The sequence below is a fragment of the Candidatus Nitrosopumilus sp. SW genome, from assembly GCF_006740685.1.
In the GTDB taxonomy this organism is placed as follows: Archaea; Thermoproteota; Nitrososphaeria; order Nitrososphaerales; family Nitrosopumilaceae; genus Nitrosopumilus.
The window spans coordinates 1067969-1092004 of the sequence record NZ_CP035425.1; the positions used below are offsets into that span (position 1 = coordinate 1067969).

Genomic DNA, 24036 nt, shown 5'->3' on the forward strand with positions numbered 1-24036 from the left:
AATTGTCTAATTCTCTGGCAGGAAGTCTCTGTCCTTTGATTCATCATATGCCTTTGATGTAAATTCTGCCTTGTAGTGATATCCGTCCTGTAATGGGTGGTTGATAAAGTGAGGTGACTCTTTTCCATTAACGTACATCGTAGACTTGCTCTGCTCCATGTCCCTTAGAGGGAAATCCCACATCCACAAAAAGTGGCCTATCTCAAATGGGAACTCTTCTTCCCATTCTGCATAAATTGTGCCATCATCAGTCAGGGTATACATTGTTCTTTGGCATTCGCCGTCTAGACCTGAATTGATATTTGCAGGAATTTCTGCTGGAATGCCATCAATTACCAACTCCAAGGATGCCTTGATTTTGTAAGGAGTATCTCTGTCATTGATACAAACCTTGAGAGGATCGTCTTGACTTAGTTGACCCTGAATCACACTACTTGCAACACCAACTGATATTGCAATTACTGCAGTAATAGCTAGAAACTTTAGTGTCTTTTTCCTCTTGTAAGGATCACCAGTTCCTGGCCATATCATAATAGGATAATTTTAGGCAGATTCCTTAAAGTCCTTTCTCTTACTCATAGACAATCTCAATTGTGTCTAGTTGGTCCTGGTGGTCTGCAATAAAATAGGTAATCTCATCTGAATCAATCTCCAGCCATTCTGATTCCCCTTTGTATGGGAGGTAATCCTCTACAAACAATTCGCCAGGACCTGTCATTCTTACAAGGACATTTTCTCTTTTTGGATTTATCTTAAAAGGTAACTTGAGGACTTTGCCTCTTCTTTGATTCTGTATGTTTACTTTGTATGGGTCTTCTCTGAATTCGACTTGACCAAAAAAGTAACTTTGAAAAATATCTAATTTTTTGATTTTGAAACTTAGCATCTTTTTTACTTACTTTGTTGTTGCAGATAAGACTTGGTTTTTTTGACTTACGTTAATCGTAAGGATGTTTAGAAAATGAAAAGGAAAAGGTTGGGTGGTTAGATTACTTGCCAGGGTCGTGTTGCAAACGTAATGACATATCCAACGCCAATCATAATTGATTGATATGCGATGTTGGTATATGGGATTGGTTTGATAATTGGTTCTCCTTCAACGACAACTGTTTGTCCTGGACCAAGTCCTGGACCAACTTTGGCTACATTGAGTTGGGTGTGTACGTGGTATACACCTGCTTCAAGTGCTTTAGCAGATAGTGAATATTCTACAACAGCGTTTCCTGGAATGTCAAAGACGTTTCCTGGAGGATCTCTTGAGAGCATCTCCCATCTGTTACCTGCGTTAGTAGACTCTGAGAAAATGGAAATCCATCCTCTAAGGTCTCTTTCTACAAGACTGACTAATGTTCCTTGAAGTGTCAAGGTTTCGCCAGTTTGCAGGGATTGTCTGTTAAAGGTTTCATCTTCAATTCTGATGAAACGACTCTGGAGTTGTGCTTGGACACCGTGTGCATCTGCAGTTGGAAGAATAGTCTCAACCCAGTTGAAACCTAAGGTTCCTAGTGCAAGTACGACAGCTAGTCCGAATACGAAAATCTTTTTTTCGACCATAGTTATCCCTAATATTGTGAAAGATAATACACGTCGTTATATGTTTTACCTTCATTGCGAGGATCGATACTAATACCGATGTTAATCGTTGATGTTAATCATTGAAAATGGCAAAAAATGATTGTTATTTTTACAATGGTAAAAACATTAAATGAAATTATTTCATAAATCAATTAAAAATTCATTAGAAATTTGAAAAAAAATTGTCTAGTTTCAATCTCTTACTTTATATTCTCAATATACACCATGTGTATCATGGCACAGATGCCCGCATTAATCCCAAAAGAAGTTGAGATTCAGAGACTTAAGAAAATCTGGCTCATCGTTATTGCTATGGGATCTACCGCAGCATCAGTCGAAGTAGATAACTTCGTTGATGGTTCTCTACATCAGACATCTATCAGAGATAGTGCATTTACTCCAGCTCACTGGTGGTTATATTCCCACTTTGTAGCACTTCCACTCGGATGGGGTTCAGCAGCAATCTATGATAGAAAAGTTCCAGTTCTCAGAGGTCCAAATAATTCAATGAACACTGGTTTGAAAATGACCATTCTTGGTTACTTAGCAACTATGTTTACAATTGGAGTCAATGAGATGTGGCACTTCTGGTTTGTAGAGGAAATCTTTGCAGTTCCAAATCACTGGATGTTTAACATGGGTGTTGTAGTAGCATTCATGGGTGCACTTGCATACGTAGTCAGAGTATATGCTAGACTCGTAGAACTAGGTGCAGAAACTCCAGGAGAGAACCCATATGTCGCAGAGATGTACAAGATGGCCTTAGAAGGCAAATTGTACAGTAGATCTATTCCATAGACAAAATGTGCAATCGCACAATTTTTTCTTATTTTATTATTTTCTAGAAAGAGACGTAGATCGTACCCTTGACCGCAGTTTAAGAAAGACTTAAAAGGATTCTCTATTAGAATAATTCCAGAATGACTCTTCCAAAAGGATTCGGTTCAGGCGGCAGCGGTGGATCATCTAGTGCTGACGTAGAACGAATGATTGGAAAACGCGTTGAAAACATGACTGGTATGATCACAATTTCATACTGGGCAGCATTAATTGCTACTTTTGGTGGTACTGCAGCAGGATACTTCTACTATCCATGGGCATATCCAACAGCAAGTGGCCACTTTGCATTCATCGTACTTGCAATCATTGAGGCAATAGGTTACATCTTCTGTGTTAAAGTCATGGAAGAAGGTTCCAATAAGAACAGTAATGGTATAGTTGGCGGCAGTATTGCAGCAACCGTAGCATTCGTGCTATTCGTATCATTATATGTCGGTTGGTAATCAGAAGGCAAACCCTTCAGATACACTTCTTTTTCATTTTAATTTCTAACAAGAATCTGTGATGTTTGCCAAATAAAACAACGATCTTCATCACACTCTAAAATTTTATATACTGACCGTTTCTTCAACTTGATATGGTCTGGTTAAGACGATGTACACACTACTTGTTCATAGTAGTGGTTGCAGTTAACTCTACACTGTTAACAATTAACGCAGGAGACTACATCTTCTACACTGACTGGGCTTGGACTTCGTACACGGTATTCTCAATATCGCAAACGTTGATGCTTATTGTAGGTGCAACATATTACCTAACATTTACAGGCGTTCCAGGCACAGCAACGTACTACGGTCTGATTATGACAGTATACACATGGGTAGCCAAAGCCGCATGGTTCTCACTCGGTTATCCATATGACTTCATTGTAACTCCAGTTTGGCTACCATCAGCAATGCTGTTGGACTTAGTATACTGGGCAACAAAGAAGAACAAGCACTCCTTGATACTGTTCGGCGGTGTACTAGTAGGAATGTCATTACCATTGTTCAACATGGTAAACCTGATAACAGTAGCAGACCCACTTGAAACGGCATTCAAATATCCAAGACCAACATTGCCACCATACATGACACCGATAGAACCCCAAGTTGGTAAGTTCTATAACAGCCCAGTCGCTCTCGGTGCAGGTGCAGGTGCAGTTTTGGGATGTACATTTGCAGCATTAGGTTGTAAATTGAATACATGGACTTACAGATGGATGGCCGCTTGGTCAAAGTGGGACTAAACACCCAACCTTTTCCTTTTCATTTTATTATTATCACTTAGAGGATTCTCTAAACAAAATTTTATTCAGAAAAATAATTTTTAGTTTTTTATTTCTCTAACATCTGCAAGATCTTTTAGCAATTCTTCTAATTGCTTTGCACCAAATTCTTTTGAAACAACACTTCTTGCTTTCTCCCAGTAAGGAAGAGTTTTGTCAATTGCAGATTTTCCTTTAGGAGTTAATTTTACAAAAGTCGTTCTTTTGTCATCACCTGATTCCATTTTGATGAATCCTTCTTTTTCAAGTGGTTTGAGATTTCTTGTTATTGTAGTTCTATCCATTACAAGCCCTTTTGCTAGTTTGCTAATACTTGGTGAATCAAAGATATGGATCCCAACTAGAACCGTAAACTGTGTTACCTGTAATCCACTTGGTTTTAGAATCTCGTCAAATAATTGGGTAATAATTCGTGATGCAGCTCGAATGTTAAATGCAGGACATAATGCTGGAAGTTCTGAAAATCTGTCTTTCATAATGATCTAACACATTTGAGCTTAATATGTGTATATACACTTAATAATAGGTGTATATACACATATTATATGAAATGCGAAACCCAAACCCAAAATGTGGGAATCTATGGAATCTATGGAACCCACACAACAGAAGCATGCCCACTTTTTAATGAGGAAAACAGAAAGTTGCTTCTAGAGGTAGCATCCACCTTTGAAAACGATGCAAGCAAAAAAGGAATCAAAGTCATCTCAATGTATCACTCTGGTTTAGAACATACATTCGAATGGATTGTTGAAGCACCTGGCGCACATGCAATCCAAGACTTGATGGTGCAAACCAAGGTTGCAAAATTCAATTCAACCAAAATCGTCCCATTAAGGACAACCCAGGACGTAGTGGAGTACTGCCAAAGTATAGAGTGACAAAAATGATGAAAACTCCTTCCTTTTTCTTTTTTAGAAATTATTCCAAAAACAATTCATCAGGTCTTCCTCCATATTCTAGACGAGCACTCATTGCTGTCTTAGTAGCTATTCCGATGGCGTTTACGTTGAATGTCCCTCTTAACATATTTGGAACCTTTATCCCAGTCTGGGGAATTATCTTGATCAATGCAATTGTAATTCCATCTTACATGACATTCATTATTCCAAAAGCATCAAAGCAATTTGCTTCTTGGCTCAATTCTGGAAATGAAAGGAGATCGGCATGAAAGATACAATCAGAAATCAGATATCTTTCAAAAATTTGAAATTTACAAGTCTTGTTTATGCTGGACTTTTGGGAACTATTGCATTTAATGTAGCAATGTATGTTGATATTTCTATTACTGGAGTTTCACTTGATATTGTAACAGTTCTTGGAAATTTAACAATAGGTGAATCTGAATACTCTCAAACCGTAGGTCATGCAATCCATCTTGCTAATGGTGTTGGTTTGTCGTTGTTTTTTGGATATGTCTTCTTACCCATCTCTACCAGAATCCTCAAAGGAAGAATATGGTTTCATGGGGTAATCTATGGAACAACTGTTACTGTCACAACTGTCTGGTTTGGAATGTTACCTGCATTAGGTGCAGGAATTGCAGGACTGGATATTGCCTCTGAAGTCCCAGCAATGACTCTATTTCGACATGTCATTTTTGGAGCAGTAGTTGGGGTTTTTTTCAAGCAAATTTCTAAGGAGGGTTTGAGAAATTGAATATCATAAGAATTGATTCTTGCAGGAGATGTGGTCAGGAATTACAGGTAACTCGACTTTGCATTTATTGTAATCAACCTTTGAATTTTGATTGTACAAACTGTAACCTGTTTGTAGATGGACACGTTCATAATCATCTCTCAAAGTAGAATCTTACAATTTTGAGAAAATTACGAAGTTTGTATTTAAGCTCTTACTCAACTAGGAAAAAGTTAGTTCGAGATCAATTTTTTTTGTGTTCCTAAGAGTTAAAAAATTCTGTGATACTAACTATTGAAACAAGTATACTCCCAAGTATCAACGGTTATCCCAAAACCCTTTGTAAAATGGGCCGGCGGCAAGCGCCAACTAATTCCTATTCTAAATGAGAATTTACCAAAATCCTTTGGGACATATTATGAGCCATTTATTGGAGGGGGTGCATTGCTCTTCCACATCCTTACAGAAAGAAACGGTCAAAAATGCAGCATCTCTGATTTGAACTCTGATCTGGTTTTAGCATATACTACAATTCGCAATAGAATTGATGACCTAATTTCATCACTAAAAAATCATGAAAGAAATTATCATAAAGATTCAAAATCCTACTATTACTCTGTTAGAGAATCAAACCCAAGAAGCGAAATTGAAAAGACTTCAAGATTGCTCTTCTTGAATAGAACCTGCTTTAATGGATTGTACAGAGTAAACAGCAAAGGAAAATTCAACGTTCCACTAGGACGATACACAAATCCAAATATCGTAAATGAGGAAAACCTACGTTCTGTCAGTTCAATTCTGCAATCAAGCAAAGTTGCAATCAAATGCCAAGACTTTGAGGCAGTACTACGTGATGCCAAAAAGGGAGATTTGGTATACTTTGATCCACCATACCAGCCAGTAAGTGATACTGCCAATTTTACAAGTTATACTAACAAGGACTTTACAGACAAGGACTTGGAAAGGCTAGCCGAGTTATGCAACAAACTAGATTCTAAAGGATGCAAAGTATTGTTATCAAATTCTGATTCAAAACAAGTTTCAGATATGTTCTCAGAAAAACCTTGGAAAGTAAACAAGATTCGAGCAAACCGCTCAATCAATTCCAATTCTCAAAAGAGAACTGGTCACTTTGAATTATTGATTAAAAATTATTAGAAGCTTCGAACGGGATCCGGACCCGCGACCTTTACCTTACCAAGGTAACGCTCTACCAGGCTGAGCTATCGAAGCACAAATTCACCCTGTAGAAAATCCTTATAATTCTTCATTATCTTGGCAAAATCTGTAAACTGTTAAATTTCACACAGATTTTTACCCTTTTGGAGGAGTAATCAAGCCTGGCCAAAGTAAGCACATCTTGTGCTTTTGGACATGCAGGACTTAAGATCAAATAATGGGTGATCCTGTCTCTCAGGAGTTCGTGGGTTCAAATCCCACCTCCTCCATACACAACTATTTCTGTTTAATTCCTCTAGCGTTTAGAACTTCATAGACTTCTGGTATGGACCAGACATAACCAACATGGACACAATCTTTCTCATCACAGAGCTGGCAATACAACTCTCCTTTCTGAACTGCAACTTCGGCAATTCTGTTTTTGATATTGTCCTTTAGAATAATTCTATCATCATCGACTGAAATCTTTTCAATCTTTGGAGCATATCTTGCAAAGGTTTTGTCCTTTTGCATCATCTCCTCTAACATGTAAGTAACATAGCCTGAGAAACTGTTGACACCTTTCATTGCAAGGTCGTCTTTACTCTTTTGATAAACTTCTTGGAATTTATCATAAACAGTTTCTGAAACGGTAATTGATTTGAATCCGGCTTTTGGCAATTTACTTTCCTCTTACCGTACTTTAAGGTACCCCTGTATATAAGATTTTATTTTAAAAAATGGATTTTCAAAGTTAATGAAAATTAGTCTTTATACAATAGCTTGGTCCAAGAGCAATTATGGGAAAAGGATATTCTGAAGAAGAGATTCGTGAAAAACTAATTTCAGTTTTGAAAGATTCTGAATCCGGAATGTCTGGTGTTGAGATTTCAGAAAAAATGAAAGTGAATCGTGTCACCATGACAAAGTACCTCAAGGTCTTTGCAGTTGAAGGACTGGTACGTCAAAAAAATATTGGAAACATCACATTGTGGTTTTTAGAGCCAGGACAAGAATCATTCAACTTTCCTGATGATTATTTCAAAGTAGCACCTCAGTTTCTTGATTACTTGATTAAAGGAAATGAAGACCAAGTCTATTCTTTGATTAGAAACTCCATTCACTCAGGTGCTACTGTTAATCGCTTGATAATTGAGGTCATTTCTCCTGCAATTGAATCTGTGAAAAGTCTGTTTGATGAGGGAAAGATTGGAACTGCAGAGCAAAACCTACTTCGAACTATAATTTCAAAATCTCTTCAGATACTAAATCAAATCCCAATAGTTGCTGATTCTAAAAAAAATGTAGTTGTCATATCTGCTGATTTTCAAAGCAGTCTGCTTGCTGAAGCTGCTTCTACCATGTTTCATTCAGATGGGTGGAGGGTTTCTCATTTGGGTGACATGTCATCTGCTATTGATGTATTATTTGATCTTGATTTTCAAAAACTAGTTTCAAAAATTTGGAAACAAAAACCTGGCGTTTTAGTTGTATTGGTTTTCTCGCAAACTGATGAGGCCCTGAACTTTTTTGCTGATTCAATTAATCCAACAAAGTCAAAGTCTGGAAAACGTATGAAATTGGTACTGTGTGGAAATGCTACTAAGAAAGCAAAAACCGAGTCTGATCTTGTGACGCAAAAACTAGATGAAATTATTCAGTGGTCTCAGACAGTATATCAGAATTTGAAATAATGGGCCCGATGAGATTCGAACTCATGACCTTTCGATTATCAGTCGAACGCTCCAGCCAAGCTGAGCTACGAGCCCACGAAGAAATCTCTAGGCCAGAGTCATTTAAGTCTAATTTTCTTTCCACTTGATTGAGCAGCCAATAGATGGGTCAAAGTCTTTTTCAATTTTTTGACCTGATACTAGTTTGTCGATATTGTTGATCATTGTCTTTTCAGTTGCAGTATCGTCTGGCTTCATTGCATTGTCAATTCTTCCATGAAATACTAGCTCTTTTTTAGCATCAAACAAGAATGGGTCTGGTGTACACATTGCGCCATATTTCTTGGCAATCTCTTGTGTCTCATCAACTAGATAATCAAACTTGAATCCCTTTTCCTTTGCAGTCTCTTTCATTGCCTCAAAACTGTCTTCAGGATAATCAGTAGAATCATTGCTGTTAATTGCAATCATGGCAACATCATTGCCGCACTTTTCATACAACTCGTTGAGTGCATCGACTTTGGCTTTGACATAAGGACAGTGATTGCACATGAAGATTACGAGATATCCTTTGTAATCCTTGTAGTCTCCCAATGCGTGTTTTTTATCATCAATTCCTAAAAGGTCAAAGTCAGGTGCGACATCTCCTGTCTTTAGCTTGACTTGAGATTCTAAAAGTACCATGAGTAAACGCTCTTGTTTTCAAATAAAATTCTTGCCAAGAAGACAACAATTAAAATCCACAGATAAATCAAGTCTCGTGTGGGCCGGTAGTATAGCCTGGTAGTATACCCGCCTTGCACGCGGGGGGTCACGGATTCAAATTCCGTCCGGTCCACTTCTATTTTATGCGCGATCCACGCTGAATATCGAACGGCTAAATGGATTTAAATAGGACAAGTTTCCGTTTTTTCTCATGGCAAGCGCAGTAGACGGATGGCCGGTATTCATTCCGCTAATAGTTGGTTTAGCTCCAGGATTAATTTACTGGTTAGCAATTACCGCAAAGAGAAACTAAATCTTACATCTCTTTTTATTATTTTATTTTTCTAGTGTAAACTAGGTTAAACGATGTTACCTTTCTTGTTCACTATATGATATATGCTAGAAAATTAATCCCTATTCCCAAGAAATCTTGATGTCAAAAATTATCCTTGCTGCATTTTTGGTTTTTCTACTAGTTCCGTTTTCTCAAGCCTTTTCTGCTGAAGTTACAGACACTCCTTCAACACTTTCTGTATCCATTACCACTCAAACACCTTTTGTCTATCAGGACTCTGATGGATATACTGTTGTAGTTGGCAATGTCAAAAATCACAATACCCAAACCCCTGTAACTAACGTAATGATTCAAGTGAACTTTTTTGATGATTTTGATCCTAGCCCACTAGAGGTAAGCAGTGGACGAACCACACTTGAGGTAATTGCTCCAAACGGGGAATCTCCATTTGCAATTCGCTCTGAAACTCCAAACCCTGCAATAACTCAAGCATCAGTATCTCTACTTGGATTTGATTCCTCATCTCCAAAACAAAGAGGCCTTACAGTATATTCTAGTGAAGTATCATTTGATGGACATCTTCGTTTTGAAGGGGTTTTGCAAAACAGTGGGGCTCCAAACTCTAACACCAATGTCTACATGGCATTGTATGATGGATTTGAACCTCCTCGAATCCTTGAAGTAATTACAGTTGAACTAGGTGATGTAGAATCTGATAGTGAAGTCTCCTTTAATGTCAATAAGCAAATTGATGCAAGAGCCGTAGGATTTTTGTTATTTGCCGAATCTGATGTCTTTTCTTCTAACTTTGTTGACATAGAAATTCCTGAACCTCAAGCATTGACAAAACTAGTTTCAATCTCTAATGTCTCTGTAACAAATTCTCAAGGAGAGAAACTTTCTGAAATTCCAGTAAACTCTATTGTAAACATCAAGAGTGAAACTTGGATACAATTTGCCGCCGACCCAAGTACCAATGAAACACCATACACGTACTATGTGCAAATCAAAGAGGCCGGAAACGGAATGGTAGAGTATATTGGAAAAGATGATGGGCGCTTTATTGGAACGGGACTTCAATCACCAACAATAGACTGGATGCCAAAAAACAGTGGACTCTATTTCATTGAGACATTTGTCTGGGACAGAAATGATATCCCAATAGCAGAACAGGGTCCGTTTGTATTGATTAATGTCCAGTAGTAGGTTTATTTTCAAAGAAGCTCAATAGCTGTCATGTCTGAATTTTCTCTAGTTGCAATGGGTGGGACATTTGATATTATTCACAGAGGACACATCACGTTACTATCAAATGCATTTGAAATATCAGACAAAGTAATAATTGGATTGACTAGTGATGAGCTTGCAAAAAGCAAAGGAAAGACTCCTTTAAACAATTATGAAAAACGATTGGCAAATCTAACTGAAACTATATTCAAAGAATTTCCAAACTCTTCTTTTCAAATCAGTAAACTGGATAATGATTTTGGACCTGCAGTTTTAGAACCAGAAGTAGAAGCCCTTGTTGTAAGTGATGAGACAAGCAATCAGGGAGATGTGCTAAATGAGTTGAGGGCTCAAAAGAACCTCTCTCCAGTCAAAGTCATAACAGTACCAATGTTCTTGGCAAAAGATGGCTCTAGAATATCTACTACTAGAATCAAGAACTCGGAAATTGATTCAGAAGGAAACTTGTTATCAGTTGACAAGTAGCTTGCAGAACTTTGAGTAATTGCAATAAAACAAAATTCTAAGATTCAGGCTCATGGCAATTATCCCCTACATGATGAAGAAGATAGACACAGATGTCTCTAATCTAAAGCAGGGATTGCATCCTCAGAACTTGTCATATTGGTATGATAAAATTATCAAAGAAACAATTGAGATGGCACCACCTTGGCTGCAAGACAAAATCAAAGTTCATCAAGACCCAATATTGCCAATGAAATTTAATCTCGATATTTCAAAACGTGCAGTTCGCTATTTCATGATTGTAGTTGACAATAATCTTGATGACATGCCATATACAACAAAATTGTATTTTCTCAAAGTTCAAGAAATAATGTCCACTGAAATGGATAAATCCCTAGTTTGATTGCATTTTTTTTATTCTAGGCACAAATGAGACCTCTAAGTATCTATAACCAGAAGAATTCCCATAATCATAATCATGGACCTTTACAAATCAAAGTATTCTGATAAGAAAAAATCTGGAGGAAGACGAAGAGACGATGCACCTCGTTCTTTTAGAAATTCCAGGGATGATCGATTTTCTAGAGATAGAAAAAGAGAATCTGCAACAGTGACTTGCGCTGATTGCGGTGATGAATGTGAAGTTCCATTTGTCCCAAGAACTGACAGACCTGTATATTGTAGCGATTGTTTTAGAAAAAACAAACCAGAGGATTCAGATGATAGAGGTTCAAGATATTCCAGAGACGACAGAAGAGAATCTCGCAGAGATGATAGAGGTTCAAGATATTCCAGAGATGATAGACGTGAATCTGCAACAGTGACTTGCGCTGATTGCGGTGATGAATGTGAAGTTCCATTTGTCCCAAGAAGTAACAAACCTGTTTACTGTAATGATTGCTTTAGACAAAACAAACCACAAGACTCTGATGATAGATATTCCAGAGACGACAGAAGAGAATCTCGCAGAGATGATAGAGGTTCAAGATATTCCAGAGACGACAGAAGAGAATCTCGCAGAGATGATAGAGGTTCAAGATATTCTCGAGATGACAGAAGAGAATCAAGTAGGGATAAACCAAGAAAACTAAAAAATGATAAATTTTCAAAAAAGCGAGAGAGCTTTTTCAGTAATGGTTCAGACAAGTTCTATGCAACAATAAAAGAAAAATTGTTTGAAATTTTGGGAGGCAAAGTTTGCTCTAGTTGTGGATTTAAAGATGAAAGAGCTTTAGGATTCAGCCCAATTGCTGATGATTCTACTTTTGATGAAATTGGACGTGGCGGTGCTGCATCCTCCTGGGGAAAATATATCTCAGAACCTGATCTTGCAAGAGAGGAACTCAAGGTATTGTGCTTGAATTGCAATGAAATTAGACAACCTATCGCAAAGCCCAAAGAAAAATCAAGACCTAAACAGAAGAAAAGTAAATTCTTCCCACGATGATCTAAAATCATCTTTGAGAATTTATTAACACTTTAATTATAATAATTTTGAAATTAAACTATGAATAGCGATCATAAGGCATTAGGGATTTCTCTAATTGCAGTAGTTGGAGTAATAGCACTCTGGACTGCATTTGGTGCTTAGATTCAACCTTTAACAATCTCTACTTGATTCTCAAGTACTTTGGTTGAGATTATTTTGTGTTCTTTGTCAATTATTGACTGAGTAAAATCTGCAAATTGTTCTACCTCTGATTCATTTTCAAGTAGAATGCTGTGAGCTGATTTGTCTTTTAGTGATATTACTAGTTCATTTTTTACAAGATTTAGAATTCCTGTGATGAATGTCTCATTGCCATCTTTGATGAAGATTAGACTGGCTAATTTCTGAGCCTCGTATTTGTCCTCACAAGTAATTGTTATTTTCATTTGTTCTCAAAAAGAAATTCATCTATTCTGTCTTTTGCTTTTTCACGATTCTCTTGATGTACTGCTAGGAATTCATTTATTTTTTCAATCAAGATTGCTTTTAGTTCTCCAGAAAGCATTTTTCCAGACTTGTAATCATCATAAATTGATTTTAGCTTGTTATCATCTGGCTCAAAAAATATTCTGAGATATTGATATGATACATCAATGTCTGGATTTCCTCCAAGCTTTCTGTGCTCCTCTACACTTGTCTGTCCGCCTGAAAATGCATGTTTGTTGATCTTCTTTTTTACCACATTTGGTGCATCTGTTGTGTAGACAGTACCGTTTTCATTTGAAGCTGACATTTTTCCTCCAGGTCCTTCTAGTCCTGGAATCATAATGTTGTGAATCAGTGCTGGTTTTGGTTTTCCAATTTTTGGTGCAATGTCTCTTGTAAGTCTAAAGTGAGGATCCTGGTCAACTCCTAAAGGAATCAAGACTGGCTTGTCTTCAATGAAGCATGGGGCAGACTGCAATGACGTGTAAAAAATCATGCCGATGTTTGTGTCATTTGTAAATCCAAAAGTTGCTTTGGTGTTTGAGAAATTAATCTTCTTTGCAACCTGAGCTGCAATTGGATAAAGCGTTTGAATATTTTTTGTGTTAATGATGATTTTTGTTTTTTCTGGATTGAAACCTAATGCGATAAAGTCCAATGCGTTTTCGTATGCAAACTTTCCAGTCTCCTCTAATGTTAGATTGGGTTTTGAGAAAAACTTTTCGTCATCTGTGAGCTGAAAATACATGTTAACATCAAATTTTTCTTGTAGCCACTTTGCAAAGACCCACGGAACCAAGTGGCCAATATGGGTATGCCCTGATGGACCTCGTCCCGTGTATAGGAAGAACTTGTTGCCTTTTTCATAGTCATCAAGAATTCTGCTCATCTCTCTATGTGAGAAGAAAATTCCTCTTCTTAGCATGAAATGATCTTCTCCGGTAATCTTTGTGATTCTTTGTAATAATTCTGGAGAAATCTTCTGAGTGCCAAACTGCTTGATTAGTTTATCATAATCGATATCCCCCTCGACATGCCAAGGAGTTACAATGAAATCGTCAGCTGACATTCAAATTGACTTAGGTTAAGGTTTAAAAAGTCTTTTTCGAAGTTTTGGTGTTGTCACAGGTTTTTCATGATATTGAAAAAAAAATTATTGCATCTCTAAAAGATAATCCTAAACAGACTCCTGAAAATCTTGAAGAATCTACAAAACTTTCACCTGACCAAATTCGACGTGGAATAGAGTGGCTGAAATTAAAAGAACTGGCAAATGTTGATGAGTCTCAAACAAGCCTTGTTAGTTTAGGAAAAAATGGAAAAGAGTCTCTTGAAAAAGGATTGCCTGAAAGAAGATTACTAGAATTACTAAAAACAAAATCAAAATTATCTGATTTACAAAAAGAACTGGGTCCTGTATTTGGACCTGCAATGGGACTAGCAAGAAAAAACAATTGGGTAGAGGCATCAGCAGACCAAATCACCCTAAAAAATCCTCCAGATGTTTTGCCTGGAGAAAAATCTCTAAAACAAATTGGAGAGCAAAAACTATCTGCTGATAAACTAGACTCTGATGACTTGTCTGGACTTTTGAGACGTCCTGACTTTGTTGTAGAGGAAATCGTAAAGACAAAACAAATTTCGTTAACTGATTCTGCAAAATCAATCAATCTTGATGCATCTTCAGGAGGAATTGATGTAGAGGCCAAAGTACCTGAAGTCTTTGTTGCCAGAACTCATCCACTAAAAGACACCATTGATGAGATTCGTGAAATTTTTGTCACTTTGGGTTTTTCAGAAATCTATGGAAACATGACCCAATCAAGCTTTTGGAACTTTGATGCACTGTTTACTCCGCAGGATCATCCTGCAAGAGAATTGCAAGACACCTTCTATCTTGATGGAATTTCTGCCAAAAAAATTGCAACTCCTGAACAGATCAAAAAAGTTTCTGAATCCCACAAGAAGAACTGGAGATACCAGTGGGATATCAATGAGGCACGCAAGATGGTTTTGCGAACCCATACTACTTGTGTTACAATAAAACATCTTGCAGAAACAAAGCCTGATGAGGCTCGGGTATTCTCACTAGGACGTGTTTTTAGAAATGAAAAAGTCAGCTACAAGCATCTTGTAGAATTTAATCAAATTGAGGGTGTAGTGGTAGGAAAAGATGCAAACTTGAGAAACTTGATGGGAATTCAACGAGAATTCTACAAACGAATTGGAATTACAAAAATAAAATTCTGGCCAACATTTTTCCCATATACTGAACCATCACTTCAAACTATGGTGTACAATGAAAGACTAGGAAAATGGGTTGAACTCTTTGGAATGGGAATCTTTAGACCCGAAGTAACAAAACCTCTTGGTATAACAAAACCTGTTTTGGCATGGGGTGGAGGCATTGAAAGAATTGCAATGCTAAAGTATGGTCTTGATGATGTAAGAGAATTTTACAATAACAATTTGAATTGGTTGAGGAGTGCAACAAAATGCCAGTAGTAGAATTATCTTATTCCAGTCTTCAAAAACTAATTGGCAAGGCCTCAAAAAAACAGATTGCAGACTCATTGCCTTTCTTAGGACTGGACATTGAATCTGAAGACAAGGATCTAGTCCGAATAGAGTACAGTCCAAACAGACCTGACTATTCCACTGACTTTGGTATTGCATTGGGAATGCAAGGGCTGTTAGGTTTGAAGACAGGAGCAATCAAACTCAAAATAAAAAAATCAAAACAATATTCCATTACTGTAAAACCTGATGTCTCTAAAGTAAGACCGTTTGTGACTGGAATTGTTGCAAAAAATGGGAAAATTGATGATAAAACCATCAAGCAACTCATGGCAATGCAAGAAGACCTGCATTTTGGTATCGGACGAAAGAGAAAGAAATCATCAATTGGAATTCATGATTTAGATAAAATCCAATTTCCTCTAGTGTACACTACATCAGATAGAAAGCACAAATTCACACCGCTGAATTCTGAGAAGGAATTGTCTGTAGATGAAATCCTCAAAACAACTGAAGTTGGAAAAGACTATGGGGATTTGCTTGCAAATTTCTCCAAAGTGCCTTTGATACTAGATACAAATAACAAGACTGTGTCATTTCCTCCAATAATTAATGCAGCAGTAACCACAGTAACTACAAAAACAAAAAATCTCTTTGTTGAGGTTACTGGAATAAACAAGGCAGATGCAGAAGATATGTTATCTGTTGTTGCAACAATTCTGCAAAGTGCAGGATTCTCTTTGGAATCAGTTCAGATCTCTGGTGCAAAGAACACCTCTCCAAAACTTGCTGAAAGAAAAATGACTGTCAGTCCACTGTTGATTAATCAGACACTTGGATTAGATCTTAATACATCAAAGATTGTCTCATCACTAAAAAAATCAAGACTGGATGCAACTGTAAAAGGCAAAAACATTGTTTGTGTTATTCCTGCATATCGTTTTGATATTTTTGGCCCAATGGATTTGGTCGAAGAAGTTGCTTTAGGCTATGGTATACAGAATCTCGAGCCTACAATAACACCTTCTCAGACACTTGGCCAAACAAATCCAATTTCGCTAGAACTAAAATCACTCAGTCAAACTATGATTGGACTAGGATATCTTGAAGCATTGAATTCTAGTCTAACAAGCAAAAGAGTTCTTTATGAAATGGCAAACCGTGAACCAAAGACAATCATCTCTGTTCGTGATTCAAAAAGTCAAGAGCACACAATTTTGCGTGATTCAATTTTACCTGGATTGCTAGAAAATCTATCAAAGAACATTCATGAATCATATCCTCAAAAATTATTTGAAACTGGAACTGTCTTTTCTTCAGAGAATCCAATCTCTGAAACAATTAATCTATCTGTTGTTAGTGCACACCAGGATGCAAACTTTACTGAAATCAAATCTGTTTTGCAATCCATGCTAAAGACAGGATTTGGTTTAGAAATTACAACAAAAACTACAGAGCATCCGACATTTGAGAAAGGTCACTGTGCATCTGTGATAATTGACAACAAAACAGTTGGCGTCATTGGAGAAATCAATTCCAAAATCATTGAAAATTATAAAATCCGCGTACCTGTAGTCGGGTTTGAAATTTCCTTATCTAAGTCTATTCTCAAATCTCTTTAGAAAAGATACTGCCAGCATTCCTATTCCTGTGACAAAAAATCCTATCCCTACAGCCAATTCAATTTTCATTCTTTGATGAATATTCTTTTTTTCTTCATCAAGCATGTAATACGACTCTGAATCCAAATTTTCTAAAAACTGAATCTGCGGATAATCAAAAATTATGATTAGTATACCTAAAATCAAAACTATCATCCCAATGAAAAACAGTGTTAGGTTTTTGATTTCCATCAATGGTTTTTAGTAGGATGGGTTCTATTAGTAATCGCCCAAGAGCAGGCACGCAGACGGATTAGGATGATGTCGATCGTAATGATACCAATGATTTCTAATTCACCCAGGCGTGCTACATTATGGGCAACCCCGGTTTCAGAACCCAAGGAGGTTTTGGCTAAAATACCAATGAGATTGTGCGAGTCAGAACCGGGGAACAATTTTCATAAACCATAAAACATCCCTTGATGCTACAAAATTTGAAAATGGTAAATTACTGGTTGGCAAAACAAGAACCTAGCGGACCTAGAGGTTACAATTTTGAACAACTAAAAAAAGACAAAACTACAGTTTGGGACGGAGTCCATAACAATCTTGCATTAAAACACATGAGGGAAATGAAACCTGGTGATCTTGTATTTTTTTACCATACTGGTGATGAGAGACAAGCAGTTGGAATAATGCAAGTTACATCAAAACCATATTCCAATCCAAAAGAAGATGTTGAGCGATTTATCGTAGTTGATGTAAAATACAAAAAAGCACTAAAGCGTCCTGTAACACTTGATGAGATGAAGAAAAATAAAAAGTTCAAAGACTGGGAGCTTATTCGAATCTCAAGATTGTCTGTAATGCCTGTTCCAAAACCAATTTGGGATGAGATTTTAAAGATTTCTCAAAACTGAATGTAATCGGTTTATTGATATAGTCGATTTTTGTAATTATTTCATGGCAACAGCTTATGTGTTAATCAACTGTGAACTAGGTTCAGAAGAGGCAATTATCAGCCAACTAAAGGGCCTAGAAGGTGTCAAAGAAGTTCACGGAACTTTCGGTGCATATGATATTTTGGCCAAGATCGAATCTGATACTGTTGAAAAACTTAGAGAAACAATTACTTGGAAGATCAGAAAAATTGAAAAGATTCGTTCAACACTAACCCTAATGGGTATCGAAGGCCAGACATAAACACCCTTTTTTCTTATTATGATTCTGCATTTCATTTTTGTAGTCAAAGAAGAGGAACGCGAAGAGCGTCAGTTTGAATATGAATATGTCAAGAAGATGGCTCAATTCTTCAAAGTTTGGATTAAAGAAAAGTTTGGCAAAGACTATGAGATTCAATGCGATGAGATGATTACAAAGCCTACTAGTATTCTGCAAAGACTTGACACACATACTCTATTGCGTGATCATGAACAAAGAGGAAAAGACATCTATCATTTCTATCTGACTCACTTTAGACCAATGTGGACTGATTGTACATGTGAAGGATATCATGCAGAAAACTTTGGAATGGTGTATTGGTTACGACCAAAGGAACCAAACGATGAACTATACTTGGCAGAAAAAAACTGTACAACTGTTTCTCATGAAATACTTCATGAACAGTTACGACAAATGGGACGAAAAAAACATGCAAGAGAAGTTCATGACATTTGGACAAAACATATCTTTGAACAATTAGAGTTTGAACAGTATGATAATGACTTCAAAAAAACTGATGGAAAACCAACTTTTCTAGCTATGGATACTAGAGAACTAAATTTGTAAAATTAACACTTTGTTACAGAATAAATATTATTTTCAAAGTTTGCTGTCTTGAAATCTAATTTGGTTTCAGGATCATCTTTTCTTGATTTGCTTAATTCTTCTAATTCAACTAGTGCATCTCCTTTGAATCCTACTGATGAACCATAAATTGCATCAGTTAACATAGTTCCATGATCACCGTTCTTGATGTCATCTACAATCTCATAGAACTTGGCTGCATCTTTTTTATTGACTGGATGTCCAGTTGCCTTGTTTTGTGCAACTGCAATGTACATTCCGTTATTTTTTACTGCTACAGGAATCTTGTGATTCTTGCCGCTTTTACCCGGAATTGTTTCATTAACTAGAACCTCACATTTGTGGTACATGCTTGAGACATAAGCATAGAATCTGTATTGAGCATATTTTCCTGCCTTGTCTTCTTCGCAACCAACAAAGACTTTGTGCAATAATTCTAAAGCATCATCATTCATACTTTGTAATCTGTCATCGATTCTTCCTCTTTCAAGAAGCTCTGATTTGCATTCTTTTGCAACTAGAACTAAAATGAAATCAGGTAAATTGTAATTTTTCAGAGCTGCAACAAATGCACCTGCTTGAGACATGCCAAACTTTGGAAAACCCTTATTGACCATTTTTACACCTCAAAAATCCGCAACTCCCTAACAATGTAATAGAAACCTGCTTTTGGCTTATAATTGTTAAGAATTTACATGCCTGCGGCTTTATTTTTGCAATTTTTTTAATTGTAAATAATAAATTCGGGATGAATTTTTTACATTATGTGAATATTGATTCTACTCCAGAACTTGTTTCAGGAGTTTATGCTAAACTAAAAGAAAATATCGCAAAATTTCGAAATGTTACGGGACGACCGCTAACACTTACTGAAAAAATTCTATCTGGACATTTTAATGAAATTGATGACACAAACTATGCTGGCGGAAAAGATTACGTTTTTCTAAAACCTGACAGAGTCGCACTACAAGACGTAACAGGACAAATGGTAATGCTGCAATTCATGCAAGCAGGACTCAAACAAACAGCTTTGCCAACAACTGTCCACTGTGATCATCTGATTCGAGCTGAAGTTCAAGGTGACATTGACATGAAAGTTTCTTTAGATGAGAACAGCGAAGTCTTCAAATTTTTGCAATCAGCTGCTGCAAAATATGGCTGTGGTTTCTGGAAACCAGGTGCCGGTATTATCCACCAAGTAGTTCTTGAGAACTATGCATTTCCTGGCGGACTGATGATTGGAACTGATTCTCACACACCAAATGCAGGTGGCCTTGGAATGATTGCAATAGGTGTTGGTGGCCTTGATGCAGCAGAAACTATGGCTGGAATGCCTTGGGAATTACTATATCCAAAAAGAATTGGTGTAAAACTAACTGGTGAATTAAACGGCTGGACTGCACCTAAAGATATCATTCTAAAAGTTGCCGAAGAACTGACAGTTTCAGGTGGAACTAATTCTATTGTTGAATACTTTGGTCCTGGAACAAAATCAATTAGCTGTACTGGTAAAGCAACAATTACCAACATGGGTGCAGAAATTGGTGCAACATGTTCTGTATTTCCATATGATGAGAGAATGGAGACTTATCTCAAATATACAAACAGAGGCGACATTGCAGAACTTGCAAACCAAAACAAAGATTCTCTTGTAGCTGATCCTGAAGTAGAAGCAAACCCTGAAAAATTCTTTGATAGAGTAATTGAAATTAATCTTTCAACATTAGAGCCACACATTGTTGGACCACACACTCCTGACTTGGCACGCTCCATTTCAAAACTATCTGATGATGTAAAATCAAATGACTATGTTGATCCAATCTCTGTTGCACTAATTGGAAGTTGTACAAACTCATCTTATGAAGACATGTCAAGAGCTGCCAGTCTAGCTGAGCAAGCAAAAGCAAAGGGCATCAAAGCAAAGATTCCATTATTGGTTACTCCTGGTTCTGAGCAAATCCGAGGAACAATAGAACGTGATGGACAGATGGATTCACTAAAAGACATTGGTGCAACTGTTCTAGCAAATGCATGTGGTCCTTGCATTGGTCAATGGAACAGACCTGAACTAGACAATGATGAAGAAAATACTATTGTTACAACATTTAACAGAAATTTCCCTGGAAGAAATGACGGTCATAGAAGTACACTGAATTTCATTGGCAGTCCTGAAATGATTATTGCACTTTCTTTGGGTGGAAGACTTTCCTTTAACCCACTAGTTGATGAGTTGACTGCAGCTGATGGAACAAAGTTCAAGCTAGAACCTCCAAAGCCAGCTCCAGAAGTTCCTAAAGAGGGATTCATGAGACCTGAAGGAATCTTTGTTGCGCCACCAGAAAACTCTGATGATGTTGAAGTAATTATTGATCCTAACAGTAAACGACTGCAAAAACTAGAGCCATTTACAAAATGGGATGGAAATGACTTTGAAGAACTTCCAATCATGGTAAAGGCCAAAGGAAAGTGTACTACTGATCATATCTCTCCAGCAGGAGCATGGCTATCCCTTAGAGGTCACTTGGATAATCTCAGTGACAACATGCTGCTTGGTGCAGTTAATGCATTTAATGACGAAGTAGGAAAAGGCAAGAACGTTCTAAACAATCAACTAGAATCATTTTCAAAAATCGCAAGACAGTACAAAGAAAAACAGATGAGATGGGTAATCATTGGCGACAACAATTACGGAGAAGGAAGCAGCAGAGAACACGCTGCAATGACTCCAAGATACTTGGGATGTGCTGCAGTAATTACAAAGAGTCTTGCAAGAATTCATGAAACTAATCTAAAGAAACAAGGCCTGTTAGCATTGACATTTAGCAATCCTGATGATTATGAAAAAATTCTAGAAGATGACAAGATTAGTCTAGTTGATTTGAATAACTTGTCACCTGGAAAACAAGTCAAATGTATCATCACTCACAGTGATGGAAACAAAGAAGAAATCATGCTTAATCACTCTTACAATCAAGCTCAGATAGAGTGGTTCAAAGCTGGTTCTGCTCTTAATGTTCTAAGAAATAGATAATGGTGGGCCCAGACGGATTTGAACCGACGACCGATGGTTTTGGAGACCATCGTCCTACCAGGCTAGACTACAGACCCACAAGAATCGACATATTCATCTAGAATTTTAACTTATTTTTAACCAAGATTTATTTGCAATACTCATCAATTTGTAACAGTCGAGCAAATTATGGTAAAAAAAATGTTAATTGCACTAGGAGCAATTCCTGTTATCGTTGCATTACTGATTTCAGTTCCACTGCTAACTAAAAATGAAATTCCAATTTCTGCTGCAAACTCTTTTGATAGAATCGATATCGAATACACAAAACATCAACTAAAGAAAATCGATTATGGTGTAACTGAACGTACTGGTGCACAAAAGACCGAGATTCTAACAATCAAAAATGACGGCGAGATAAAATATTCTGTAACTGAACAAGGATACCTTCAGCCCGACATTCGGTCACAATTAGATGAGAAAAAACTAAACAAAATAAAGGCACTAATCAAGGAAACTGGATTTATGCAAATTCCATCTGAATCATTTCCAATTCTAGAGAATGCAACAGAGTTTCAAAAATCTAATGTAAAAATAACTTTGAATGGACGCGCTCAGGAAATCCATTGGCCAGAACAAAGTGCAACTGATGGTTTTATCCCTCCAATTATTACCATGGTCGAAGCTGAACTAGACCAAATTATTTCAGAAATTAGTGAATAGGTACAAATAGCCTCTAGCAAAAATTAGAACATGCTTCCACTATCTGGAGAACGTAAAGACGCAAAGGGAATAATTTCTGAAAAATCAGAATCATCTGATGTCATTCGTGGTTCCTCTACTCTAAAACGTGGATTTGCCCACATGCTAAAGAACGGAGTTGTAATGGATGTTACAAATGTAGAGCAAGCCCAGATTGCAGAAGAAGCAGGCGCAGTTTCAGTAATGGTACTAGACAAACTTCCATCTGATGTTAGAAAGGCAGGTGGCGTTGCAAGAACTGCAAGTATTAGAATTATTGAAGAAATTATGGATTCAGTTACAATTCCTGTAATGGCAAAATGTAGAATTGGTCATGTTAACGAAGCACTTGTCTTACAAGAGACAGATGTTGACATGATTGATGAATCCGAAGTATTGACTCCAGCTGATGAGTTACGTCACATCTGGAAATGGGATTTGACAACACCTGTTGTAAATGGTGCTCGTTCCTTGGCAGAAGCTTTGAGAAGAATTGAAGAAGGAGCTGCAATGATCAGAACAAAAGGAGAACCAGGAACTGGTAATGTTGCTGAAGCAATTACTCACATCAAAAAAGTAAATGATGAACTAAGAACAATAAAATCAATTTATGATTCTGGAGACAATCAAGATCTAGTTAGAATGGCAAGAGAATTCAAAGTATCTTATGATATTGTAGAACAGACTGCAAAACTTGGTAGATTACCTGTTGTGAATTTTGCAGCAGGTGGAATTGCAACTCCAGCTGATGCAGCATATCTAATGTCATTAGGATGTGATGGAATCTTTGTTGGTTCAGGAATTTTCAATGCAAATGATGCAGCAGAGCGTGCAAGAGCAATTGTATTGGCAACTACCTTCTGGAATGAGACTGACAAGGTAAAAGAAGCACAAAAAATGATTGATGAAAGACAATCAATGTTAGGATTAGATGTTAAAACATTAGAGTTACGTATGCAAGATAGAGGCGGTTCAGCATGAGTGCCAAAATTGGAATTCTAGCCATTCAGGGTGATGTTGCAGAAAATGTATCATCATTGGTAGCATCAATTGCTGACTTGAATCAGGATGCAACTGTTCATGTTGTAAAGACTCCTGAAGAAATATCTGAAATGGATGGACTAGTAATTCCTGGTGGTGAAAGCACTACAATCGGACAATTATCTTTAGTTAATGGCTCTCAAAAAGTAATCAAACAAAAGGTAGAATCTGGAATGCCAGTTCTAGGAATTTGTGCAGGAATGGTGTTACTAGCAAGCAATGCAAGTGACAAGGTTGTTGGAAAAACAGAGCAACCATTATTTGATTTTCTAGATATTCAACTAGAGAGAAACTCTTTTGGTAGACAACGTGAATCATTTGAAGCTAACATCTCAATGGAACCAATCGGAATTTCAAATTTCAATGGCGTCTTTATTCGTGCACCTGCAATCTCTTCTGCTGGTGATGTTGAAGTATTGGCAAAGTTTAATGAAAAAATCGTTGCAATCAAAAAAGGTAACATCATTGGTACATCATTTCATCCAGAACTAACTGATGATTTAGCAGTTCACAAATATTTTGTAAATCTAGTTAAAGATTCAAAACAATAATTTCAAAATTA

The 24036-nt window shown here is 37.0% G+C and carries 31 protein-coding genes and 5 tRNA genes; 23 read left to right on the forward strand and 13 right to left on the reverse strand.

Features of this window, described 5'->3' with window-relative positions; translation table 11 throughout:
- Window positions 1-6 precede the first annotated feature (6 nt).
- The 3 genes from Nisw_RS06390 to Nisw_RS06400 form a co-directional block, all read right to left on the reverse strand.
- Complete coding sequence (locus Nisw_RS06390) at window positions 7-531, reverse strand: hypothetical protein (protein ID WP_141977512.1); 525 nt, start codon at window positions 529-531, stop codon at window positions 7-9.
- 40 nt (window positions 532-571) lie between these two features.
- Window positions 572-886: a hypothetical protein gene (locus tag Nisw_RS06395; RefSeq protein WP_141977513.1), complete on the reverse strand. Its 315-nt coding sequence runs from the start codon at window positions 884-886 to the stop codon at window positions 572-574.
- A gap of 98 nt (window positions 887-984) precedes the next feature.
- Complete coding sequence (locus Nisw_RS06400) at window positions 985-1554, reverse strand: methane monooxygenase/ammonia monooxygenase subunit B (protein WP_141977515.1); 570 nt, start codon at window positions 1552-1554, stop codon at window positions 985-987.
- Between the two features lie 255 nt (window positions 1555-1809).
- On the opposite strand from Nisw_RS06400, the gene Nisw_RS06405 reads away from it, so the two are divergent.
- The 3 genes from Nisw_RS06405 (at window position 1810) to Nisw_RS06415 (ending at window position 3643) form a co-directional block, all read left to right on the forward strand.
- Window positions 1810-2373: a methane monooxygenase/ammonia monooxygenase subunit C gene (locus Nisw_RS06405; RefSeq protein WP_016939485.1), complete on the forward strand. Its 564-nt coding sequence runs from the start codon at window positions 1810-1812 to the stop codon at window positions 2371-2373.
- A gap of 122 nt (window positions 2374-2495) precedes the next feature.
- On the forward strand, window positions 2496-2858 hold the full coding sequence (locus Nisw_RS06410) for a hypothetical protein (RefSeq protein WP_141977516.1): 363 nt from the start codon (window positions 2496-2498) through the stop codon (window positions 2856-2858).
- 134 nt (window positions 2859-2992) lie between these two features.
- Window positions 2993-3643 (forward strand): ammonia monooxygenase, encoded by a 651-nt coding sequence (locus Nisw_RS06415; protein ID WP_141977518.1) that lies wholly within the window; start codon window positions 2993-2995, stop codon window positions 3641-3643.
- Between the two features lie 80 nt (window positions 3644-3723).
- Here the strand turns inward: Nisw_RS06415 and Nisw_RS06420 are convergent, their stop codons facing one another.
- Entirely contained in the window at window positions 3724-4158 is a 435-nt protein-coding gene (locus tag Nisw_RS06420; protein WP_141977520.1) for a MarR family winged helix-turn-helix transcriptional regulator, read from the reverse strand.
- Window positions 4159-4227: 69 nt separating this feature from the next.
- On the opposite strand from Nisw_RS06420, the gene Nisw_RS06425 reads away from it, so the two are divergent.
- The 4 genes from Nisw_RS06425 to Nisw_RS06440 all read left to right on the forward strand — a co-directional run bounded on the left by Nisw_RS06425 (window position 4228) and on the right by Nisw_RS06440 (window position 6478).
- Window positions 4228-4563 carry a hypothetical protein gene (locus tag Nisw_RS06425; RefSeq protein WP_141977522.1) on the forward strand — a complete coding sequence of 112 codons (336 nt, stop codon included), beginning with the start codon at window positions 4228-4230 and terminating at the stop codon, window positions 4561-4563.
- A gap of 5 nt (window positions 4564-4568) precedes the next feature.
- Window positions 4569-4853, forward strand: coding sequence for a hypothetical protein (locus tag Nisw_RS06430; protein WP_141977524.1), 285 nt, complete (start codon window positions 4569-4571; stop codon window positions 4851-4853).
- Window positions 4850-5341 (forward strand): DUF6789 family protein, encoded by a 492-nt coding sequence (locus Nisw_RS06435; protein WP_141977526.1) that lies wholly within the window; start codon window positions 4850-4852, stop codon window positions 5339-5341. Before Nisw_RS06430 ends, Nisw_RS06435 begins: the two co-directional genes overlap by 4 nt.
- A 273-nt stretch (window positions 5342-5614) precedes the next feature.
- Complete coding sequence (locus Nisw_RS06440; RefSeq protein WP_141977528.1) at window positions 5615-6478, forward strand: DNA adenine methylase; 864 nt, start codon at window positions 5615-5617, stop codon at window positions 6476-6478.
- A 1-nt stretch (window position 6479) separates the two neighbouring features.
- Here the strand turns inward: Nisw_RS06440 and Nisw_RS06445 are convergent.
- A tRNA-Thr gene (locus Nisw_RS06445) sits at window positions 6480-6553 on the reverse strand.
- Window positions 6554-6644: 91 nt separating this feature from the next.
- Here Nisw_RS06445 and Nisw_RS06450 point away from each other — a divergent pair.
- Window positions 6645-6768 (forward strand) — tRNA-Leu (locus tag Nisw_RS06450).
- Between the two features lie 7 nt (window positions 6769-6775).
- Here Nisw_RS06450 and Nisw_RS06455 read toward each other — a convergent pair.
- Complete coding sequence (locus Nisw_RS06455) at window positions 6776-7159, reverse strand: hypothetical protein (RefSeq protein ID WP_141977530.1); 384 nt, start codon at window positions 7157-7159, stop codon at window positions 6776-6778.
- A 119-nt stretch (window positions 7160-7278) separates the two neighbouring features.
- Here Nisw_RS06455 and Nisw_RS06460 point away from each other — a divergent pair, with 119 nt between their 5' ends.
- A complete protein-coding gene (locus tag Nisw_RS06460) occupies window positions 7279-8172 on the forward strand; it encodes a B12-binding domain-containing protein (RefSeq protein ID WP_141977532.1) in 894 nt (297 codons plus the stop codon).
- On the opposite strand, the gene Nisw_RS06465 is transcribed toward Nisw_RS06460, so the two are convergent.
- Window positions 8173-8247: transfer RNA gene (locus tag Nisw_RS06465), tRNA-Ile, on the reverse strand.
- A 33-nt stretch (window positions 8248-8280) separates the two neighbouring features.
- Window positions 8281-8835, reverse strand: coding sequence for a thioredoxin family protein (locus Nisw_RS06470; protein ID WP_141977534.1), 555 nt, complete (start codon window positions 8833-8835; stop codon window positions 8281-8283).
- 80 nt (window positions 8836-8915) lie between these two features.
- Here Nisw_RS06470 and Nisw_RS06475 point away from each other — a divergent pair.
- The 5 genes from Nisw_RS06475 (at window position 8916) to Nisw_RS06495 (ending at window position 12290) form a co-directional block, all read left to right on the forward strand.
- Window positions 8916-8989: transfer RNA gene (locus Nisw_RS06475), tRNA-Ala, on the forward strand.
- A 300-nt stretch (window positions 8990-9289) separates the two neighbouring features.
- Window positions 9290-10354, forward strand: coding sequence for a hypothetical protein (locus Nisw_RS06480; RefSeq protein WP_141977535.1), 1065 nt, complete (start codon window positions 9290-9292; stop codon window positions 10352-10354).
- A 33-nt stretch (window positions 10355-10387) separates the two neighbouring features.
- Complete coding sequence (locus Nisw_RS06485; RefSeq protein WP_141977537.1) at window positions 10388-10864, forward strand: phosphopantetheine adenylyltransferase; 477 nt, start codon at window positions 10388-10390, stop codon at window positions 10862-10864.
- A 52-nt stretch (window positions 10865-10916) separates the two neighbouring features.
- Window positions 10917-11246 (forward strand): hypothetical protein, encoded by a 330-nt coding sequence (locus tag Nisw_RS06490; protein ID WP_141977539.1) that lies wholly within the window; start codon window positions 10917-10919, stop codon window positions 11244-11246.
- Window positions 11247-11321: 75 nt separating this feature from the next.
- A complete protein-coding gene (locus tag Nisw_RS06495) occupies window positions 11322-12290 on the forward strand; it encodes a CxxC-x17-CxxC domain-containing protein (protein WP_141977541.1) in 969 nt (322 codons plus the stop codon).
- Window positions 12291-12436: 146 nt separating this feature from the next.
- On the opposite strand, the gene Nisw_RS06500 is transcribed toward Nisw_RS06495, so the two are convergent.
- Together Nisw_RS06500 and Nisw_RS06505 are read right to left on the reverse strand one after the other, a co-directional pair.
- Window positions 12437-12718 carry a hypothetical protein gene (locus Nisw_RS06500; RefSeq protein ID WP_141977543.1) on the reverse strand — a complete coding sequence of 94 codons (282 nt, stop codon included), beginning with the start codon at window positions 12716-12718 and terminating at the stop codon, window positions 12437-12439.
- A complete protein-coding gene (locus Nisw_RS06505) occupies window positions 12715-13827 on the reverse strand; it encodes a tryptophan--tRNA ligase (RefSeq protein WP_141977545.1) in 1113 nt (370 codons plus the stop codon). Before Nisw_RS06505 ends, Nisw_RS06500 begins: the two co-directional genes overlap by 4 nt.
- Before the next feature lie 50 nt (window positions 13828-13877).
- Here Nisw_RS06505 and Nisw_RS06510 point away from each other — a divergent pair, with 50 nt between their 5' ends.
- Entirely contained in the window at window positions 13878-15263 is a 1386-nt protein-coding gene (locus Nisw_RS06510) for a phenylalanine--tRNA ligase subunit alpha (RefSeq protein WP_141977546.1), read from the forward strand.
- Complete coding sequence (pheT, locus tag Nisw_RS06515) at window positions 15254-16897, forward strand: phenylalanine--tRNA ligase subunit beta (protein ID WP_141977548.1); 1644 nt, start codon at window positions 15254-15256, stop codon at window positions 16895-16897. Before Nisw_RS06510 ends, pheT begins: the two co-directional genes overlap by 10 nt.
- On the opposite strand, the gene Nisw_RS06520 is transcribed toward pheT, so the two are convergent.
- Complete coding sequence (locus tag Nisw_RS06520) at window positions 16868-17128, reverse strand: hypothetical protein (protein ID WP_141977550.1); 261 nt, start codon at window positions 17126-17128, stop codon at window positions 16868-16870. The genes pheT and Nisw_RS06520 overlap by 30 nt on opposite strands.
- A gap of 248 nt (window positions 17129-17376) precedes the next feature.
- Between Nisw_RS06520 and Nisw_RS06530 the strand changes: the two genes are divergently transcribed.
- Genes Nisw_RS06530 through Nisw_RS06540 form a run of 3 tightly spaced genes read left to right on the forward strand, consistent with a single transcriptional unit; the run spans window position 17377 to window position 18664 of the window.
- Window positions 17377-17796, forward strand: coding sequence for an EVE domain-containing protein (locus Nisw_RS06530; protein ID WP_141977553.1), 420 nt, complete (start codon window positions 17377-17379; stop codon window positions 17794-17796).
- A 43-nt stretch (window positions 17797-17839) separates the two neighbouring features.
- Window positions 17840-18079, forward strand: a complete 240-nt coding sequence (locus Nisw_RS06535) for an Lrp/AsnC ligand binding domain-containing protein (protein WP_141977555.1) — start codon at window positions 17840-17842, stop codon at window positions 18077-18079.
- 18 nt (window positions 18080-18097) lie between these two features.
- On the forward strand, window positions 18098-18664 hold the full coding sequence (locus Nisw_RS06540; protein ID WP_141977556.1) for a hypothetical protein: 567 nt from the start codon (window positions 18098-18100) through the stop codon (window positions 18662-18664).
- A 2-nt stretch (window positions 18665-18666) separates the two neighbouring features.
- Here the strand turns inward: Nisw_RS06540 and Nisw_RS06545 are convergent, their stop codons facing one another.
- Window positions 18667-19299, reverse strand: a complete 633-nt coding sequence (locus tag Nisw_RS06545) for a hypothetical protein (protein WP_141977558.1) — start codon at window positions 19297-19299, stop codon at window positions 18667-18669.
- Window positions 19300-19430: 131 nt separating this feature from the next.
- Between Nisw_RS06545 and Nisw_RS06550 the strand changes: the two genes are divergently transcribed.
- Window positions 19431-21713 carry an aconitate hydratase gene (locus Nisw_RS06550; protein WP_141977560.1) on the forward strand — a complete coding sequence of 761 codons (2283 nt, stop codon included), beginning with the start codon at window positions 19431-19433 and terminating at the stop codon, window positions 21711-21713.
- Here Nisw_RS06550 and Nisw_RS06555 read toward each other — a convergent pair.
- Window positions 21714-21790 (reverse strand) — tRNA-Trp (locus Nisw_RS06555).
- Between the two features lie 91 nt (window positions 21791-21881).
- On the opposite strand from Nisw_RS06555, the gene Nisw_RS06560 reads away from it, so the two are divergent.
- Genes Nisw_RS06560 through pdxT form a run of 3 tightly spaced genes read left to right on the forward strand, consistent with a single transcriptional unit; the run spans window position 21882 to window position 24025 of the window.
- Window positions 21882-22415 (forward strand): hypothetical protein, encoded by a 534-nt coding sequence (locus Nisw_RS06560; RefSeq protein ID WP_141977562.1) that lies wholly within the window; start codon window positions 21882-21884, stop codon window positions 22413-22415.
- A gap of 30 nt (window positions 22416-22445) precedes the next feature.
- Window positions 22446-23414, forward strand: a complete 969-nt coding sequence (pdxS, locus tag Nisw_RS06565; RefSeq protein ID WP_141977563.1) for a pyridoxal 5'-phosphate synthase lyase subunit PdxS — start codon at window positions 22446-22448, stop codon at window positions 23412-23414.
- Window positions 23411-24025 (forward strand): pyridoxal 5'-phosphate synthase glutaminase subunit PdxT, encoded by a 615-nt coding sequence (pdxT, locus tag Nisw_RS06570; protein ID WP_141977565.1) that lies wholly within the window; start codon window positions 23411-23413, stop codon window positions 24023-24025. The genes pdxS and pdxT overlap by 4 nt, the downstream gene beginning before the upstream one ends.
- The last annotated feature ends 11 nt before the right edge of the window (window positions 24026-24036 follow it).